Origin of the sequence: Citrobacter sp. S39 (assembly GCF_009495675.1) — a bacterium.
GTDB classification, from domain to species: domain Bacteria; phylum Pseudomonadota; class Gammaproteobacteria; order Enterobacterales; family Enterobacteriaceae; genus Citrobacter; species Citrobacter freundii.
The window spans coordinates 38,095-53,320 of sequence record NZ_CP045555.1 but is presented as its reverse complement, the minus strand read 5'-3'; the positions used below and the strand labels follow the sequence as shown (position 1 = coordinate 53,320).

Sequence of the window (15,226 nt, the reverse complement as noted above, 5' to 3'; positions counted from 1 at the left end):
ACAAGTTGGCTGCTATGCAGGAAAACAGATCCCATCCCGACACCACTTTTGCGTTGCGTAATGTCTCCTTTCGTGTGCCTGGCCGCACGCTTTTGCATCCTCTCTCATTAACTTTTCCTGTGGGCAAAGTGACCGGCCTTATCGGCCACAACGGTTCCGGAAAATCGACGTTATTGAAAATGCTGGGACGTCATCAGCCGCCGTCAGAAGGTGAAATCCTGCTCGACGAACAGCCGCTGGAGAACTGGAGCAGTAAAGCGTTTGCCCGCAAGGTCGCCTATCTGCCGCAGCAGTTGCCGCAGACCGAAGGGATGACGGTGCGCGAACTGGTGGCGATTGGCCGCTATCCGTGGCACGGGGCGCTGGGACGTTTTGGCGTTGCCGACAGAGAGAAAGTAGAAGAGGCGATTTCGCTGGTTGGCTTAAAACCGCTGGCGCACCGTTTGGTTGATAGTCTGTCCGGCGGAGAACGCCAGCGCGCGTGGATTGCCATGCTGGTAGCGCAGGACAGCCGCTGTCTGCTGCTTGATGAACCGACTTCCGCGCTGGATATCGCTCATCAGGTTGACGTACTGGCGCTGGTGCATCGCTTAAGTCAGCAGCGCGGGCTGACGGTGATTGCGGTGCTGCATGATATCAACATGGCGGCCCGCTACTGTGATTACTTAGTTGCGCTGCGCGGTGGTGAAATGATTGCACAAGGGACGCCAGCTGAACTGATGCGCAGTGAAACTCTGGAACAGATTTACGGTATCCCGATGGGCATTTTGCCGCATCCGGCCGGTGCCGCACCCGTGAGTTTTGTCTATTAATGATTGAATTACATCATATTACCCGTCGGCGGCTGCTTGCGGCGATGGCGCTGTCGCCGCTGCTGTGGCGGATGAATACGGCACACGCTGCGGCGGTTGATACGCAGCGCATTGTGGCGCTGGAATGGCTACCGGTAGAGCTACTGCTGGCGCTGGGTATTACGCCGTATGGCATCGCGGATATCCCTAACTACAAGCTGTGGGTCAGTGAGCCCCCGTTGCCGGATTCGGTGATTGACGTCGGGCTACGTACGGAGCCCAATCTCGAACTGTTGACCGAAATGAAACCCTCATTCTTGCTGTGGTCAGCAGGCTATGGTCCTTCCCCTGAAAAGCTGGCGCGGATTGCGCCTGGCCGAGGATTTAACTTCAGTGACGGTAAAAAGCCGCTGGCCGTTGCGCGACAATCGCTGCAGGAAATGGCGCAATTGTTCAATCTGCAAGCCTCTGCTGAACGCCATCTGACTGAGTACGATCGTTTTATCGCCAGCCTGAAACCGCGCTTCATTCAACGCGGCGCACGCCCTGTACTTCTCACTTCCCTGCTCGATTCACGACATATGCTGGTGTTTGGCCCAAATAGCCTGTTTCAGGACGTGCTGGATGATTATGGGATCCCCAACGCCTGGCAGGGCGAGACAAACTTTTGGGGCAGCACTGCCGTGAGTATTGACCGTCTGGCTGCTTATAAGGATGTCGATGTGCTGTGTTTTGACCACGGCAACGATAAAGAGATGACTGCACTGATGTCTACGCCATTATGGCAGGCGATGCCGTTTGTCCGCAGCGGACGTTTTCAGCGTGTGCCTGCCGTCTGGTTCTATGGTGCCACGCTCTCGGCGATGCATTTTGCCCGCATTCTGGATAATGCGCTGGGAGGCAAAGCGTGAGTAAACGAATTGCGCTGTTCCCAACGCTTCTTCTGGCGGTTCTGTTTGTCGCTGCCTGTTGGCTGACCTGGGTTAACTTCTCTGTTGCGCTACCGCGCAGTCAGTGGCAACAGGCTATCTGGTCACCGGATATCAATGCTATTGAGCAGATGGTTTTCCACTACAGTCTGCTGCCGAGGCTGGCGATTTCGCTGTTGGTCGGTGCCGGGCTGGGGCTGGTCGGTGTCTTGTTTCAGCAGGTGCTGCGTAACCCACTGGCAGAACCCACTACGTTAGGTGTCGCAACCGGGGCGCAGTTGGGCATTACGGTTACCACGCTGTGGGCTATTCCCGGTGCGCTGACCACGCAATTTGCGGCGCTGGCGGGAGCATGTGTTGTTGGGGCTCTGGTGTTTGGCGTTGCCTGGGGCAAACGTCTTTCTCCGGTGACGTTAATCCTTGCCGGGCTGGTGGTCAGCCTGTACTGCGGGGCAATTAACCAGTTGATGGTTATCTTCCATCACGATCAACTGCAAAGCATGTTTTTATGGAGCAGCGGTACGCTAACGCAGACCGACTGGAGCGGCGTACAGCGTCTGTGGCCGCAACTGCTGGGCGGTGTGATGCTGACGCTTTTGTTATTACGCCCAATGACGCTGATGGGACTGGATGACGGCGTGGCGCGTAACCTCGGTCTGGCGCTGTCGCTGGCACGTCTGGCGGCGTTATCGCTGGCCATTGTTATCAGCGCCTTACTGGTTAACGCGGTTGGGATTATCGGCTTTATTGGCCTGTTTGCACCGCTGCTGGCGAAAATGCTCGGCGCGCGTCGTCTGCTGGCGCGTCTGATGCTGGCCCCTCTGATTGGTGCGTTGATCCTCTGGCTCTCCGACCAAATCATTCTGTGGCTGACCCGCGTATGGATGGAAGTCTCCACTGGTTCGGTGACGGCGCTGATTGGCGCGCCATTGCTGCTGTGGCTGTTGCCGCGCCTTAGAAGTATGAGCGCGCCGGATATGAATGCCAGTAACCGCATCGCTGCTGAGCGCCAGAATGTACTGATGTTTGCCCTGGCGGGCGGGGCGATATTGCTGCTTACCGTTATTGTGGCGCTCGCGTTTGGCCGCGATGCGCACGGCTGGACATGGGCCAGCGGCGCGATGCTGGATGAGCTCATGCCCTGGCGCTGGCCACGTGTTCTGGCAGCGCTGATTGCCGGGGTAATGTTAGCGGTAGCTGGCTGTATTATTCAGCGTCTGACCGGAAATCCAATGGCCAGTCCGGAAGTATTAGGAATTAGCTCCGGGGCGGCATTTGGCGTGGTGCTAATGTTATTTCTGGTCCCTGGCAATGCCTTTGGCTGGCTGCTGCCGGCCGGGAGCCTCGGTGCGGCAGCCACCTTGCTTATCATTATGATTGCCGCCGGGCGCGGGGGCTTTTCACCGCACCGCATGTTGCTGGCAGGGATGGCGCTCAGCACGGCGTTTACAATGCTGCTGATGATGCTGCAGGCCAGCGGCGATCCGCGTATGGCGGGGGTGCTAACCTGGATCTCCGGCTCAACCTATAACGCGAGTGGCGAACAGGTGCTGCGCACCGGGATTGTAATGGTTATCCTGCTGGCGATGACGCCGCTGTGCCGCCGTTGGCTGACAATTTTACCGCTCGGCGGCGATACGGCACGGGCTGTCGGTATGGCTATTACGCCATCACGCGTGGGATTACTGCTGCTGGCGGCAGGGCTGACGGCGACAGCCACCATGACTATTGGACCGTTGAGCTTTGTCGGGCTGATGGCGCCGCATATTGCCCGGATGATGGGTTTTCGTCGGGCGATGCCGCATATGCTGATTTCGGCGCTGGCGGGTGGCGTGTTGCTGGTCTTTGCTGACTGGTGCGGCAGGATGGTGTTGTTTCCGTATCAGATCCCGGCGGGATTACTGTCGACGTTTATTGGCGCGCCGTACTTTATCTATCTGCTACGTAAGCAGAGCCGGTAAGTTATGCCGCCATCCGGCCTACGGCGTAGAATGTAGGCCGGGTAAGCGTAAGCGCCACCCGGCAATTCATCCTTTACAGTTTCGCAAACACCCGGCGCGCGGCGTCGATGGTGTTATTGATATCTTCTTCACTGTGCGCCACGGACATAAAGCCTGCTTCGAACGCGGACGGCGCCAGATAAACACCTTCATCCAGCATCATGTGGAAGAAACGCTTGAAGCGTTCAACGTCGCATGCCATCACATCCTGATAGCAGGTTACGGTTTCTGCATCAGTGAAGAAAATCCCGAACATCCCGCCTACATGGTTAACTACCAGCGGAATATTCGCTTCTTCGGCAGCTTCCAGCAGACCTTCCGCCAGACGCGTCGTCAGTTCGTTCAGCGTTTCATGAATACCCGGCTGGGCGACTTCGGTCAGACAGGCATAACCTGCCGCCATCGCGATTGGGTTACCGGAAAGCGTCCCCGCCTGGTAAACCGGTCCAGTCGGCGCCAGTGCGTCCATCACATCGCGACGCCCACCGAATGCGCCAACGGGCATTCCGCCACCGATGATTTTGCCAAGACAAGTCAGATCCGGCACGACGCCGTAATAATCCTGTGCACCGGCCAGCGCCACGCGGAAACCGGTCATCACTTCATCGATGATCAATAGCGCGCCAAACTCATCGCACAGTGCACGCAGGCCCGGCAGGAATTCCTGCAGCGGCGGGATGCAGTTCATGTTGCCTGCGACCGGCTCAACGATGATGCAGGCGATCTCCTGCGGATATTGTTCAAATGCCGCACGTACTGAAGCGAGATCGTTATAGGTGCAGGTCAGAGTGTGTTTCGCGAAATCAGCCGGAACGCCCGGGGAGTTCGGCTGACCCAGCGTTAACGCGCCCGAACCCGCTTTGACCAGCAGACAGTCGGCATGACCGTGGTAGCAGCCTTCAAATTTGATGATCTTATCGCGACCGGTGAAACCGCGCGCCAGACGGATTGCGCTCATCGTCGCTTCCGTGCCGGAGTTCACCATGCGCACCATGTCCATGGTCGGCACGAGTTCAGTGACCAGCTCCGCCATTTTCACTTCCATTTCGGTCGGTGCGCCAAAGCTTAAACCGCGCTCCGCAGCTTCAATCACCGCATTACGGATTGCCGGGTGATTATGGCCCAGCACCATCGGTCCCCAGGAACCGACGTAGTCAACATAGGCTTTACCATCGACATCGTACAGATACGCGCCGTCGGCTTTTTCGATAAACAGCGGAGTACCACCCACGCCAGTAAAGGCGCGAACGGGGGAGTTAACGCCGCCTGGGATAAGTTCGCGTGCTGCGCTGTAGAGATTTTCAGACTTACTCATGGATGGGGTCCTGGTTCGTAGAAAAAGTAAATGCCCGCTATTCTAGTTATTCAGAGAAGGTTATGAAAGTTTTACGCATTTGAAACAATACGATTTGCAGGGGATTTTCGTGAAATGTGCGAGTAGAATGCCGATTCCGTATTTGTATTACCAATTAATGATCATCTGATGAAGACAGACACTCCCTCTTTTGAAGCACAACAAATTGTGCGTTTACGCCGCAGGGATCAAATCCGTCGACTCCTGGAACGAGACAAAACGCCGTTGGCGATCCTGTTGATGGCTGCCGTAGTGGGTACAGTGACAGGGCTTGTTGGCGTGGCATTTGAGAAAGCGGTGACCTGGGTGCAGAATCAGCGCATTGGCGCGCTGGCTCAGGTTGCGGACCATGCCATTCTGCTGTGGCCGCTGGCATTTATTCTCTCTGCGTTGCTGGCGATGGTCGGCTATTTCCTGGTGCGTAAGTTTGCGCCGGAAGCCGGTGGTTCGGGGATCCCAGAGATTGAAGGCGCGCTGGAAGAGCTGCGGCCTGTGCGCTGGTGGCGCGTACTGCCGGTGAAATTTTTCGGCGGTATGGGCACGCTGGGTGCCGGTATGGTGCTCGGGCGAGAAGGACCGACCGTGCAGATCGGTGGTAACCTCGGGCGCATGGTGCTGGATATTTTCCGCATGCGTAGCGCAGAAGCGCGGCATACCTTATTGGCGACCGGTGCGGCAGCGGGCCTTTCGGCGGCGTTTAACGCTCCGCTGGCGGGGATCCTGTTCATTATTGAAGAGATGCGCCCGCAGTTTCGCTATAACCTTGTCTCGATCAAAGCCGTGTTTACCGGCGTCATCATGTCGAGCATTGTGTTTCGTGTTTTCAACGGCGAGGCACCGCTTATTGAAGTTGGGAAGCTCTCCAATGCACCGGTGAACACGCTGTGGTTGTATCTGGTCCTGGGGATTATTTTTGGCTGTGTCGGACCGTTGTTCAACACCATGGTGTTACGGACTCAGGATATGTTCCAGCGTTTCCACGGCGGCGATCTCAAAAAATGGGTGCTGATGGGCGGTGCGATCGGCGGTCTGTGCGGGATTCTTGGCTTAATTACACCAGAAGCGGCTGGAGGCGGGTTTAACCTGATACCTATCGCTGCGGCAGGGAATTTCAGCGTTGGTTTACTGCTGTTTATCTTTATTGCCCGCGTCATTACCACTCTGCTGTGCTTCTCGTCCGGCGCGCCCGGCGGGATATTTGCCCCGATGCTGGCATTGGGCACGTTGCTTGGCACCGCGTTCGGTATGGCGGCAGCGGCCTCTTTTCCGCATTATCATCTGGAGGCCGGGACCTTTGCCATCGCCGGAATGGGGGCATTGTTGGCGGCGTCGGTAAGGGCGCCGCTCACCGGTATTGTGCTGGTGCTGGAGATGACCGATAACTATCAGCTCATTTTGCCAATGATTATTACCTGTCTTGGCGCAACACTATTAGCCCAATTTATGGGCGGAAAGCCGCTATACTCGACTATCCTTGCCCGTACGCTGGCAAAACAGGAAGCGGAGCAGGCGGCTAAAAGCCAGGGTACAGCCGCTGGCGAGAATACTTGAACGAAATACCAGGGTATTAGATAATGGCCTTAACCATTGGGTTATAATTTGCCCAATTGCCAATGTCGTTTGGAGCAAAATATGAGTGATGACGTAGCGCTGCCACTGCAATTTACTGAAGCAGCAGCCAATAAAGTAAAAAGCCTGATCGCTGACGAAGATAACCCGAATCTGAAATTACGTGTGTATATCACCGGCGGTGGTTGCAGCGGTTTCCAGTACGGTTTCACCTTTGACGATCAGGTGAACGATGGTGATATGACCATTGAGAAACAAGGTGTTGGTCTGGTGGTTGACCCGATGAGCCTGCAATATCTGGTGGGCGGCGCGGTTGACTATACCGAAGGTCTGGAAGGTTCCCGCTTCGTTGTGACTAACCCGAATGCGAAAAGCACCTGCGGGTGTGGTTCTTCTTTCAGCATCTGATTGCTGTCTGTAATACCAGTGGTCTGATGGTGTAGGCCCGGTAAGCGTAGCGCCACCGGGCAATGTGCCGGATGGCGGCGTAAACGCCTTATCCGGCCTACATATTCTGCATCATCATGTCAACGTCCGTTATCATCCAGCGCAAACGTCGGTAATTTCAAATGCCAGCGAATGGCGGCAAGCCGAATCAGCAGGGTGACAATCATCCCCATCATACTGGCGTTTTCCAGTGAAACATCAAAGGTATAAAACGCCGTCGCATGCACGATCCCGCCGATAATACAGGCTGTGGCGTAGATCTCGGTGCGCAAAATCATCGGGACTTCACGTGCTAATACATCGCGAATGATCCCACCGCCGACGCCGGTAATCACCCCCATACAAATCGCAACCAAGGGTCCTGTTCCTGCGAGAAAGGCCTTGTTGACGCCAATACCCACGAACACCGCCAGGCCAACGGCATCAAGCACCGGAAGGATCCATTTCGGCAGGCGTCTTGGCTGCCGTACCAACAGGATCGTCAGCATGCTGGTGATCATCGCTACGACCAGATCGGTTGGATCTTTAACCCAAAAAACCGGTCCATTATCCAGCGCCATATCGCGGATCGTGCCACCTCCGACGGCGGTAACCACGCCGAGGACCAGGACGCCAAACGGATCCATACGTAATTTTCCGGCCAGTAATACGCCAGAGATTGCAAATACCGCGGTGCCGACAATATCCAGCCAATAGACGAGCATTTTTAAATCCTCACAACAGACCTGGTGGGGGCAGGCGCTAATTTATCTGTGAAAGCGCATTACAGAGTTGTTTTGCGGCGAGGATAATACGCGGGCTCGCGCGTTCGAACCAGTCACTATTAAGTGTAATAACGGGTATTTTTAGCTGGTTTCCCCAGTATTGCTCAATTTTCAGAGTTTCGCCCGGACCGCCGGTTGCAACAATAGCCTGGGGGGCTCGTGCCAGGACCTGTTCACGGCTAACCTGCGGCCAGGGAACCCGACTACCGGCAAAGATGTTTTCTCCGCCGCATACCTCAAGAACTTCGTGCTGAATAGAACCTTTTCCACTGGTAAACAGAGGATTGGCACCAAACTGGAGAAACACGCGTTTTTTCGGTTTGTTGGCATACTGAGATTTAAGTAAAGCATAGTCATCAAGCATGGTTTGCGCCGCCTGTTTAGCTTGTTCAGGCTTGGGACTCCACGCAGCCAACTGGCGTAGCGCATCGGCAACCTGCTCAATGGAAACGGCGTCCACCCAGATGACCTTAATTCCCAGGGAGGTCAGTTGATTCACCTGCCGCTCAGCATTTCCCCCGCGCCAGGCGACGACCAAATCAGGTTTCAGCGCCACAATACGCTCAAGATTCATACCTTGCCATGTTGAGACCTCTTCAATATTTTTGGCTTCTGGCGGGTAGTTTGAGTAGCTGCTGACGCCAACGGGGGTAATGCCTGCGGCAAAAGCGAGTTCGGTATTGGCAGGAGAAAGCGTTACAACACGCGGTGCGGCGTAAAGGAACGCCGGGAGAGTGAAAAGCAGGGCGACCAGCGCCCTGGAGAATAATTTAGCCATGCGCCAGTTTCTGCACCAGCGTTTCAACCATCAGGCTTGACTGCTTCGCGGCAACCACCAGGAATTCGTCAAAGCTGAGATGGGACTGCTGATCGGCAACGTCAGAGATAGCGCGAACCACGACAAATGGCACCTTAAAGTTGTGGCAAACGTGCGCAATTGCGGTCGCTTCCATCTCAACGGCAATCGCCTGCGGGAAGTTATGCTTAATTTTAGCCAGCCCCACGGAACCATTAATGAATGCATCGCCGCTGACGATAAGTCCGCGAACAGCGTTCAGATTGAGTTCGGCGATGCAAGATTCTGCGGCTGCAATCAACGCAGGATCGGCTTTAAAACCAGCCGGGCAACCCGGTAGCTGACCAAATTCATAACCAAAGGCAGTGACGTCGGCGTCGTGATAGCGCGCTTCATCAGAAACTACGATATCGCCGACTTTCAGCGTAGAGGCCAGGCCGCCCGCGGAACCGGTATTAATGATGGCGTCCGGCTTGCAGCGTTCAAGCAGCAGCGTAGCGCCGAGCGCCGCAGCCACTTTACCGATACCTGATTTCAGAAGCGCAACCTCAGTACCATTCAGTTGGCCGGTGTAAATTTCACAACCGCCGAGCGTGATGGTCTGACGGTTTTCGATTTTGTCACGCAGCAGCGTAACTTCTTCTTCCATTGCACCAATGATGCCGATTTTCATAGATTTACTCGCGATAAGCCAGATTTGAGGGCATAGTCTATCATGCGCTTAAGGGGTAGCGCATTTCTCAGGCGGGAGAGGATATGGTACAGATCGATTTCCGAAAAAAAATAAACTGGCATCGCCGTTACCGTTCGCCGCAGGGCGTGAAGACGGAGCATGAGATCCTGCGAATTTTTGAAAGCGATCGTGGACGTATTATCAATTCTCCGGCTATTCGCCGGCTGCAACAAAAAACCCAGGTCTTTCCGCTGGAGCGTAATGCAGCGGTGCGTACGCGTCTGACGCACTCGATGGAAGTGCAGCAGGTTGGGCGCTATATCGCGAAAGAGATCCTCAGCCGACTGAAAGAGCTAAAGCTGCTGGAGCAGTATGGTCTGGATGAACTGACGGGACCGTTTGAGAGTATTGTCGAAATGTCGTGCCTGATGCATGACATCGGTAATCCGCCGTTTGGTCATTTTGGCGAAGCGGCGATTAATGACTGGTTTCGCCAGCGGTTGTATCCCGCCGACGCGGAAAGTCAGCCTCTGAGTGATGACCGCTGCCAGGTGACGGCATTACGTTTGCGTGAAGGTGAAGAGTCGCTGAATGATATTCGCCGCAAGGTACGCCAGGACTTGTGTCATTTTGAAGGCAATGCGCAGGGTATTCGTCTGGTGCATACTTTGATGCGTATGAACCTTACCTGGGCGCAGGTTGGCGGTATTTTAAAATATACCCGTCCGGCATGGTGGCGCGGCAGTGCACCCGAGACGCACAACTATTTAATGAAGAAGCCTGGTTATTACCTTTCCGAGGAACCGTATATTGAGCGGTTACGTAAAGAATTATCATTAGCACCTTACAGTCGTTTTCCATTAACCTGGATTATGGAAGCTGCCGATGATATCTCATATTGCGTGGCCGACCTGGAAGATGCCGTTGAGAAAAGAATCTTTAGCGTCGAGCAACTTTACCATCATCTGCATGAAGCGTGGGGGCATCACGAAAAAGGCTCTCTGTTTAGTCAGGTTGTTGAGAACGCCTGGGAAAAATCACGTTCAAATACATTAAGCCGCAGCACCGAAGATCAGTTCTTTATGTATTTACGCGTCAATACGCTGAATAAACTGGTTCCGTATGCGGCCCAGCGGTTTATTGATAATTTGCCGCAGATTTATGAAGGCAGCTTTAATCATGCGCTGTTAGAAGATGCCAGTAGCTTCAGCCAGTTACTGGGCCTTTATAAGAATGTGGCGGTAAAACATGTGTTTAGCCATCCGGATGTTGAGCAACTGGAATTACAGGGCTATCGGGTGATCAGCGGGTTGCTGGAGATCTATCAACCGTTATTGAAAATGTCTCAGTCAGATTTTACTGAACTGGTCGACAATGAAAGAGTAAAACGTTTTCCTATCGAGTCCCGTTTATTTCAGAAGTTGTCTACCCGCCATCGTCTTGCGTATGTTGAGGCGGTTAGTAAAATATCGACGGAGTGCGCTGAGTATTCGGTTCTGGAATATTATTATCGCTGCCGGTTGATCCAGGATTATATCAGCGGGATGACAGATTTGTATGCCTGGGATGAATATCGTCGCTTGATGGCCGTAGAACAATAAATACTCATTTGTAAAGACGGCCAATAAAATTTTACTTTTTCCTTAAACTCAATTCTGGAACTTAGCGTTATAAAACGAATCTGACGTATACAGCAATTTTGCGTTACCTGTTAATCGAGAACGAAACACATGAAAAAAACCACATTAGCAATGAGTGCACTGGCTCTGAGTTTAGGTTTGGCGTTGTCCCCCCTGTCTGCAACTGCGGCTGAGACGTCGTCTTCAGCAATGACCGCCCAACAGATGCCAAGCCTGGCCCCGATGCTCGAAAAAGTGATGCCATCGGTGGTAAGTATTAACGTCGAGGGGAGCACGACGGTGAATACGCCGCGTATGCCGCGTAATTTCCAGCAGTTCTTTGGTGATAATTCACCGTTCTGCCAGGACGGCTCTCCGTTCCAGAGTTCACCGTTCTGCCAGGGCGGCGCACCGGGCGCTGGTAACGGCGGCGGCCAGCAGCAGAAATTTATGGCGCTGGGTTCCGGCGTAATTATTGATGCTGCGAAAGGGTATGTCGTGACCAACAACCACGTGGTGGATAACGCTACGGTAATTAAGGTTCAGTTGAGCGATGGTCGCAAATTTGACGCGAAGATCGTGGGCAAAGATCCACGCTCCGATATCGCGCTGATCCAAATTCAGGATCCGAAAAACCTGACGGCGATTAAGCTGGCAGACTCCGACGCGCTGCGCGTGGGGGATTACACCGTAGCAATCGGTAACCCGTTTGGCCTCGGTGAGACCGTGACCTCCGGCATCGTTTCTGCTCTGGGCCGTAGCGGCCTGAATGCGGAGAACTATGAAAACTTTATTCAGACGGATGCTGCGATCAACCGGGGTAACTCCGGTGGCGCGCTGGTCAATCTGAACGGTGAGCTGATCGGCATTAACACCGCGATCCTCGCGCCGGACGGCGGTAACATCGGTATCGGTTTTGCAATCCCAAGCAACATGGTGAAAAACCTGACTTCGCAGATGGTTGAGTTTGGTCAGGTTAAACGTGGTGAGCTGGGTATTATGGGGACCGAACTGAGCTCTGAGCTGGCGAAAGCGATGAAAGTTGACGCTCAGCGTGGCGCATTCGTCAGCCAGGTAATGCCGAACTCTTCCGCAGCGAAAGCCGGTATTAAAGCCGGGGATGTGATTACCTCCCTGAACGGCAAACCAATCAGCAGCTTCGCCGCTCTGCGTGCGCAGGTGGGGACGATGCCGGTCGGCAGCAAAATCACCCTGGGTCTGCTGCGTGACGGTAAGCCGGTCACCGTGAACCTGGAATTGCAGCAGAGCAGCCAAACTCAGGTTGATTCCAGCTCTATCTTCAAAGGCATTGAAGGTGCCGATATGAGCAACAAAGGCCAGGATAAAGGTGTCGTGGTAAGCGACGTGAAACCGAATTCTCCGGCTGCACAGATCGGCCTGAAGAAAGGGGATGTGATTATCGGTGCGAATCAGCAGCCGGTGAAAAACATCGCCGAATTGCGCAAAATCCTCGACAGCAAACCCGCTGTGCTGGCGCTGAACATTCAGCGTGGCGACAGCTCCATCTATCTGTTGATGCAGTAATCTCCCTCAACCCCTTCCTGTACAGGAAGGGGTTCTTTTTGTGATACCTCCCACAACTCCATATTTCTCCCTTCCGCTTTGTGCATTTGCACAATGTCGCCGCTTATTATCTTCCCTATGCTTGAGCTCTGCTCACAGGAGGGGTTTATGGCTGGCTGGCATCTTGATACCAAAATGGCGCAGGATATCGTGGCGCGAACCATGCGCATCATTGATACCAATATCAACGTAATGGATGCCCGTGGGCGGATCATTGGCAGTGGCGATCGCGAACGCATTGGTGAATTGCACGAAGGTGCGCTGCTGGTGCTTTCGCAGGGCCGGGTGGTGGACATTGACGATGCAGTGGCGAGGCATTTGCACGGCGTGCGTCAGGGGATAAACCTGCCGTTGCGCCTGGAAGGCGAAATCGTTGGCGTTATCGGGCTTACCGGTGAACCGGAACATCTGCGTAAATACGGCGAGCTGGTGTGCATGACAGCCGAAATGATGCTGGAGCAGTCGCGCCTGATGCATCTGTTAGCGCAGGATAGCCGCCTGCGTGAAGAGCTGGTGATGAATCTGATTCAGGCGGAAGAGAATACCCCGGCGCTGATGGAGTGGGCGCAACGTTTAGGCATTGATTTGAACCAGCCGCGCGTGGTGGCAGTGGTAGAGGTTGATAGTGGCCAGCTTGGCGTTGACAGCGCGATGGCGGAGCTACAGCAATTGCAGAACGCGTTGACTACGCCTGAACGTAATAATCTGATTGCGATTGTTTCCCTGACCGAGATGGTGGTGCTGAAACCGGCGCTCAATCAGTTTGGTCGCTGGGACGCGGAAGATCACCGCAAGCGTGTTGAGCAGCTCATTGCTCGCATGAAAGAGAACGGACAGCTGCGTTTTCGCGTGTCGCTGGGCAACTATTTTACCGGGCCAGGCAGTATTGCCCGTTCGTATCGTACGGCGCGCACGACCATGATGGTCGGCAAGCAACGGATGCCGGAAAGTCGTAGCTATTTCTACCAGGATTTGATGCTGCCAGTTCTGCTGGACAGCCTGCGCGGCGGCTGGCAGGCCAACGAGCTGGCGCGTCCGTTGGTACGGCTGAAAGCAATGGATAACAACGGCTTACTGCGTCGAACATTAGCGGCGTGGTTTCGGCATAACGTTCAGCCGCTGGCGACCTCAAAAGCGTTATTTATCCACCGTAATACGCTGGAATATCGCCTGAATCGAATTTCAGAGCTGACCGGGCTGGATTTAGGGAATTTTGACGACCGATTGCTGCTGTATGTCGCGCTACAACTGGATGAGCAGCATTAATTCCTTGCCTGTTGGCGCTACGCTTATCAGGCAAAATGCCGGGGGGCGGTTTCGCCTTACCCGGCCTACGAACACATTCACTCGCGGTTATTTACGCGTTAGTTTTTCCAGATCGGCTTCAATTTCGCTGATCTTGTTGGTCACGACGCTTTCCAGATGACGTAAATCATCAAGGATCTTGCGTTTAAGATCGACTTCGCTGCGATCGCGCTGGCAGATCTGATCCAGTTCGTCGATTACATAGCGCAGGTTGGGACTGATCTCCTGCACTTCTTTGTAACCCTGGCCGACGCCATCGGCGACAACCGTTTTACGCTGACGGGGATATTTGAACTTCACGCTCTTGGCAAAAAACTCGCCTTTATCCTTCTGGAAATAGATTTTCAGGATATCGTTGTTGGCTTCTTGCCGCAGGCTGTAACGATCGATTTCTTCAGGATTAGTAATGCCCAGACTTTTCAGATTGTCATACATAGCGGTACCCTTAAGCTCACCATAACCATTGAATAATTAACGAAAAGCCTTGTTTATGCCACTCGCAGATGTAAAAAAAGCGGGCTAAGCCCGCTTTTTCAAATCACTGTTAGTCGATGGTGCGTAACAGTTCGTTGATTCCTACTTTGCCACGCGTTTTGGCATCGACTTTCTTCACAATCACCGCGCAGTACAGGCTGTATTTGCCATCTTTCGACGGCAGGTTGCCGGAGACAACCACAGAGCCCGCCGGAACGCGGCCATAATGCACTTCGCCGGTTTCACGATCGTAAATACGGGTGCTCTGACCAATGTACACGCCCATAGAGATAACAGAGCCTTCTTCGACGATCACGCCTTCAACCACTTCAGAACGTGCGCCGATGAAGCAGTTGTCTTCGATGATGGTCGGGTTAGCCTGTAACGGCTCCAGTACGCCACCGATGCCAACGCCGCCGGACAGGTGAACGTTTTTACCAATTTGCGCGCAGGAACCCACGGTCGCCCAGGTATCAACCATCGTACCTTCATCCACATAAGCGCCGATGTTCACGTAAGACGGCATCAGCACGGTGTTACGGGCGATAAACGCACCCTGGCGTACGGCCGCTGGCGGAACCACGCGGAAACCTTCTTTCTGGAAGCGTGCTTCGTCGTAGTTGGCGAATTTCATCGGCACTTTATCGAAGTAACGGCTTTCCGCACCCTCGATAACCTGATTATCGTTAATACGGAAAGAGAGCAGGACCGCCTTTTTCAGCCACTGATGCGTGACCCACTGACCCTCAATCTTTTCTGCGACGCGCAGTGCACCGTAATCCAGTAAAGCAATAACCTGATTCACCGCTTCGCGGGTTACGGTATCTACATTTGCCGGAGTAATGTCGGCACGGCGCTCGAAAGCGGACTCAATAACGTTCTGTAACTGCTGCATTGTTAAACTCTTTCCATAATAAATAA

Annotated in this window: 14 protein-coding genes and 1 pseudogene; 9 read left to right on the top strand and 6 right to left on the bottom strand. The window is 54.0% G+C overall.

Features of this window, described 5'->3' with window-relative positions:
* The first annotated feature begins 14 nt into the window (after positions 1-14).
* From fhuC to fhuB, 3 genes are read left to right on the top strand one after another with little or no spacing between them, the layout of a single operon-like run.
* The gene (gene fhuC / locus GFB57_RS00250; protein WP_003018592.1) at positions 15-812 is read left to right on the top strand and encodes a Fe3+-hydroxamate ABC transporter ATP-binding protein FhuC; all 798 of its coding nucleotides are present in this window, start codon (positions 15-17) and stop codon (positions 810-812) included.
* A complete protein-coding gene (gene fhuD, locus GFB57_RS00245) occupies positions 812-1,702 on the top strand; it encodes a Fe(3+)-hydroxamate ABC transporter substrate-binding protein FhuD (RefSeq protein ID WP_003018590.1) in 891 nt (296 codons plus the stop codon). Before fhuC ends, fhuD begins: the two co-directional genes overlap by 1 nt.
* Positions 1,699-3,681 (top strand): Fe(3+)-hydroxamate ABC transporter permease FhuB, encoded by a 1,983-nt coding sequence (gene fhuB, locus GFB57_RS00240; protein WP_003018589.1) that lies wholly within the window; start codon positions 1,699-1,701, stop codon positions 3,679-3,681. The genes fhuD and fhuB overlap by 4 nt, the downstream gene beginning before the upstream one ends.
* A 73-nt stretch (positions 3,682-3,754) precedes the next feature.
* Here fhuB and hemL read toward each other — a convergent pair whose 3' ends face one another.
* On the bottom strand, positions 3,755-5,035 hold the full coding sequence (hemL, locus tag GFB57_RS00235; RefSeq protein WP_003018587.1) for a glutamate-1-semialdehyde 2,1-aminomutase: 1,281 nt from the start codon (positions 5,033-5,035) through the stop codon (positions 3,755-3,757).
* A gap of 168 nt (positions 5,036-5,203) precedes the next feature.
* On the opposite strand from hemL, the gene clcA reads away from it, so the two are divergent.
* The 3 genes and pseudogenes from clcA (at position 5,204) to erpA (ending at position 7,051) form a co-directional block, all read left to right on the top strand.
* Positions 5,204-6,625: a H(+)/Cl(-) exchange transporter ClcA gene (gene clcA, locus GFB57_RS00230; RefSeq protein WP_003018583.1), complete on the top strand. Its 1,422-nt coding sequence runs from the start codon at positions 5,204-5,206 to the stop codon at positions 6,623-6,625.
* Positions 6,626-6,648: 23 nt separating this feature from the next.
* Positions 6,649-6,714: pseudogene (gene yadW, locus GFB57_RS00225) on the top strand (small protein YadW).
* Positions 6,707-7,051, top strand: coding sequence for an iron-sulfur cluster insertion protein ErpA (gene erpA / locus GFB57_RS00220; RefSeq protein WP_003018581.1), 345 nt, complete (start codon positions 6,707-6,709; stop codon positions 7,049-7,051). The pseudogene yadW and the gene erpA overlap by 8 nt, the downstream one beginning before the upstream one ends.
* A gap of 119 nt (positions 7,052-7,170) precedes the next feature.
* Here the strand turns inward: erpA and GFB57_RS00215 are convergent, their stop codons facing one another.
* The 3 genes from GFB57_RS00215 to mtnN are packed head-to-tail and all read right to left on the bottom strand — an operon-like array spanning position 7,171 to position 9,323.
* Positions 7,171-7,794 (bottom strand): TRIC cation channel family protein, encoded by a 624-nt coding sequence (locus tag GFB57_RS00215; protein WP_003018578.1) that lies wholly within the window; start codon positions 7,792-7,794, stop codon positions 7,171-7,173.
* Positions 7,795-7,831: 37 nt separating this feature from the next.
* Positions 7,832-8,632, bottom strand: coding sequence for a vitamin B12 ABC transporter substrate-binding protein BtuF (gene btuF / locus GFB57_RS00210; protein WP_003018575.1), 801 nt, complete (start codon positions 8,630-8,632; stop codon positions 7,832-7,834).
* A complete protein-coding gene (gene mtnN, locus GFB57_RS00205; RefSeq protein WP_003018572.1) occupies positions 8,625-9,323 on the bottom strand; it encodes a 5'-methylthioadenosine/S-adenosylhomocysteine nucleosidase in 699 nt (232 codons plus the stop codon). The genes btuF and mtnN overlap by 8 nt, the downstream gene beginning before the upstream one ends.
* 83 nt (positions 9,324-9,406) lie before the next feature.
* Here mtnN and dgt point away from each other — a divergent pair, with 83 nt between their 5' ends.
* From dgt to cdaR, 3 genes are all read left to right on the top strand, one after another.
* On the top strand, positions 9,407-10,924 hold the full coding sequence (gene dgt / locus GFB57_RS00200; RefSeq protein WP_003018569.1) for a dGTPase: 1,518 nt from the start codon (positions 9,407-9,409) through the stop codon (positions 10,922-10,924).
* A 129-nt stretch (positions 10,925-11,053) separates the two neighbouring features.
* Positions 11,054-12,487: a serine endoprotease DegP gene (gene degP / locus GFB57_RS00195; RefSeq protein ID WP_003018567.1), complete on the top strand. Its 1,434-nt coding sequence runs from the start codon at positions 11,054-11,056 to the stop codon at positions 12,485-12,487.
* Between the two features lie 147 nt (positions 12,488-12,634).
* Positions 12,635-13,792, top strand: a complete 1,158-nt coding sequence (gene cdaR, locus GFB57_RS00190) for a DNA-binding transcriptional regulator CdaR (protein ID WP_003018564.1) — start codon at positions 12,635-12,637, stop codon at positions 13,790-13,792.
* Positions 13,793-13,879: 87 nt separating this feature from the next.
* Here cdaR and GFB57_RS00185 read toward each other — a convergent pair whose 3' ends face one another.
* Together GFB57_RS00185 and dapD are read right to left on the bottom strand one after the other, a co-directional pair.
* On the bottom strand, positions 13,880-14,266 hold the full coding sequence (locus tag GFB57_RS00185; RefSeq protein ID WP_003018562.1) for a DUF3461 family protein: 387 nt from the start codon (positions 14,264-14,266) through the stop codon (positions 13,880-13,882).
* Positions 14,267-14,375: 109 nt separating this feature from the next.
* Complete coding sequence (gene dapD / locus GFB57_RS00180) at positions 14,376-15,200, bottom strand: 2,3,4,5-tetrahydropyridine-2,6-dicarboxylate N-succinyltransferase (RefSeq protein ID WP_003018560.1); 825 nt, start codon at positions 15,198-15,200, stop codon at positions 14,376-14,378.
* Positions 15,201-15,226: the final 26 nt, after the last annotated feature.

Bases quoted from the DNA above. Each gene is read 5' to 3' on its own strand.
- fhuC (WP_003018592.1), top strand. From the start codon at position 15: ATGCAGGAAAACAGATCCCATCCCGACACCACTTTTGCGTTGCGTAAT.
- fhuD (WP_003018590.1), top strand. From the start codon at position 812: ATGATTGAATTACATCATATTACCCGTCGGCGGCTGCTTGCGGCGATG.
- hemL (WP_003018587.1), bottom strand. From the start codon at position 5,035: ATGAGTAAGTCTGAAAATCTCTACAGCGCAGCACGCGAACTTATCCCA.
- clcA (WP_003018583.1), top strand. From the start codon at position 5,204: ATGAAGACAGACACTCCCTCTTTTGAAGCACAACAAATTGTGCGTTTA.
- erpA (WP_003018581.1), top strand. From the start codon at position 6,707: ATGAGTGATGACGTAGCGCTGCCACTGCAATTTACTGAAGCAGCAGCC.
- GFB57_RS00215 (WP_003018578.1), bottom strand. From the start codon at position 7,794: ATGCTCGTCTATTGGCTGGATATTGTCGGCACCGCGGTATTTGCAATC.
- btuF (WP_003018575.1), bottom strand. From the start codon at position 8,632: ATGGCTAAATTATTCTCCAGGGCGCTGGTCGCCCTGCTTTTCACTCTC.
- mtnN (WP_003018572.1), bottom strand. From the start codon at position 9,323: ATGAAAATCGGCATCATTGGTGCAATGGAAGAAGAAGTTACGCTGCTG.
- dgt (WP_003018569.1), top strand. From the start codon at position 9,407: ATGGTACAGATCGATTTCCGAAAAAAAATAAACTGGCATCGCCGTTAC.
- degP (WP_003018567.1), top strand. From the start codon at position 11,054: ATGAAAAAAACCACATTAGCAATGAGTGCACTGGCTCTGAGTTTAGGT.
- cdaR (WP_003018564.1), top strand. From the start codon at position 12,635: ATGGCTGGCTGGCATCTTGATACCAAAATGGCGCAGGATATCGTGGCG.
- GFB57_RS00185 (WP_003018562.1), bottom strand. From the start codon at position 14,266: ATGTATGACAATCTGAAAAGTCTGGGCATTACTAATCCTGAAGAAATC.
- dapD (WP_003018560.1), bottom strand. From the start codon at position 15,200: ATGCAGCAGTTACAGAACGTTATTGAGTCCGCTTTCGAGCGCCGTGCC.